Origin of the sequence: Robiginitalea sp., from assembly GCF_049588695.1 — a bacterium.
In the GTDB taxonomy this organism is placed as follows: Bacteria; Bacteroidota; Bacteroidia; order Flavobacteriales; family Flavobacteriaceae; genus Robiginitalea.
This window is the reverse complement of record NZ_JBAVZJ010000588.1, coordinates 1-1,587: the sequence shown is the minus strand read 5'-3', so window position 1 is coordinate 1,587 and position 1,587 is coordinate 1. Positions and strand designations below refer to the sequence as shown.

Here is a 1,587-nt window from a genome sequence, read left to right as displayed (position 1 = left end):
AGATGATACAGGTGGGGGTTTCCATCTTAGGCAGGTCTTTTGCCATATTATGGCGGATAGCGCTTTTGGCAATCGAGAGCGTTTTAACCAACTTCATCCGGTCGTTTACCGTGGCAAAGACTTCGTCTACAATTTCTTTGGTCGCCACTTTGGGATCGTAAAAAACATCTTCTGCTTTTTTCTTGATGAACTCGTAGTCGCCCCGCTTGGGATACCCATCGCCCATGGCGCTTTCATATAGCCCGGAACTCCCGGTAATCACCAGTGCCCTGACCATTTCAGGATAGAGTTTGGTGTGTAGCAGTCCAATATGACCCCCGAGGGAATTCCCTAAAAGGATCACATCGTTCAGCTTCTTATACTCTATAAACCGCTCCAGGTATTTTGCAAAACTCTTAACATTGGTTTTTAGCAGTGGCATGCCGTATATCGGCAGTTCAGGAACCAGGACCTTATACCCTTTTTCGGGGAAGTAACTCGTTACCCCCTGGAAGTTGCTCAGCCCTCCCATCAGACCGTGTAAGATAATCAGGGGAGTGCCTTCACCAGTTTCAATATACCGGTAGTTACCGTCTTTAATAATCTGATTTCCCATGGGGTGAATGGCTGCTTTTTAGTTGGCAAATATAGGCATTTCCACCTAATGGCAATCTGCAGGCTACGCTGGGATACCGGAAGCCCTGACCCGAATTATATAAGCATTGGTCCAGGCTCCTTAGTGATACACTGTTGGGATTCTATCCCGATCGGTAGGGATAGGGGGGGCGAAAGGGTTAAAATTGTGAACAAAGTGGGTTTTTGTGGTAAAATGTGGTAATAATTTCTATATATTTGAGTTTTAATTAACAATTCAACCCTCCTTTTGTGACCTCAATCATAGGGACATATGAGTGTAAGGCCGATGCCAAAGGGCGTGTGATGATGCCCGTTGCCCTGAAGAATCAGATGGTTCCCTTCATGAACCAGGGCTTTGTAATCAAGCGATCGGTCTTCCAGCCCTGTCTGGAACTCTACCCGATGTCCGAATGGGATATACTCATGGCGCAAATGAACCGGAAGAATCGCTTCAAAAAGAAGAACAACGATTTTATCCGTCGTTTCACTGCAGGGGTAAAGCTAGTGGAAATCGATGCCACAGGGCGTTTGCTGATCCCAAAAAACCTTATGGCGGTCGCCGGAATCCGCAGGGAAGTAGTGCTGAGTTCCGCGATCAATATCATAGAAATCTGGGATAAGGAGGCGTACGAGCAGGTGCTGGAGGAAACGGCATCTGATTTTGCCGATCTGGCTGAAGAGGTGATGGGGGATGATGGAGACACCATATCATAAGCCGGTATTACTCCATGAAACCGTGGAGGGACTCGCGATTCGAGAAAACGGTGTATATGTCGACGTCACCTTCGGAGGAGGGGGGCACAGTGTTGAGATATTAAAACGTTTGGGGCCAGGGGGCAGGCTTTTTGCCTTTGATCAGGATGAAGCAGCCCGGGCCAACCGACCTGATGACAGTCGCTTTGAATTAATCAGCGCCAATTTCAGGTTTATACGACAGTATTTGAAGTTCTATGGCATTCTGAAAGTTGATGG

The 1,587-nt window shown here is 47.4% G+C and carries 3 protein-coding genes; 2 read left to right on the top strand and 1 reads right to left on the bottom strand.

Features of this window, described 5'->3' with window-relative positions; translation table 11 throughout:
- Window positions 1-595 (bottom strand): alpha/beta fold hydrolase (locus tag WBV75_RS13500; RefSeq protein WP_424121109.1); only part of this gene is annotated, 595 nt, incomplete at its 3' end.
- 269 nt (window positions 596-864) lie between these two features.
- Between WBV75_RS13500 and mraZ the strand changes: the two genes are divergently transcribed.
- A complete protein-coding gene (gene mraZ / locus WBV75_RS13495) occupies window positions 865-1,329 on the top strand; it encodes a division/cell wall cluster transcriptional repressor MraZ (RefSeq protein WP_424121108.1) in 465 nt (154 codons plus the stop codon).
- On the top strand, window positions 1,310-1,587 hold a 278-nt coding region (gene mraW / locus WBV75_RS13490; protein ID WP_424121107.1), incomplete at its 3' end, for a 16S rRNA (cytosine(1402)-N(4))-methyltransferase. The genes mraZ and mraW, both read left to right, overlap by 20 nt.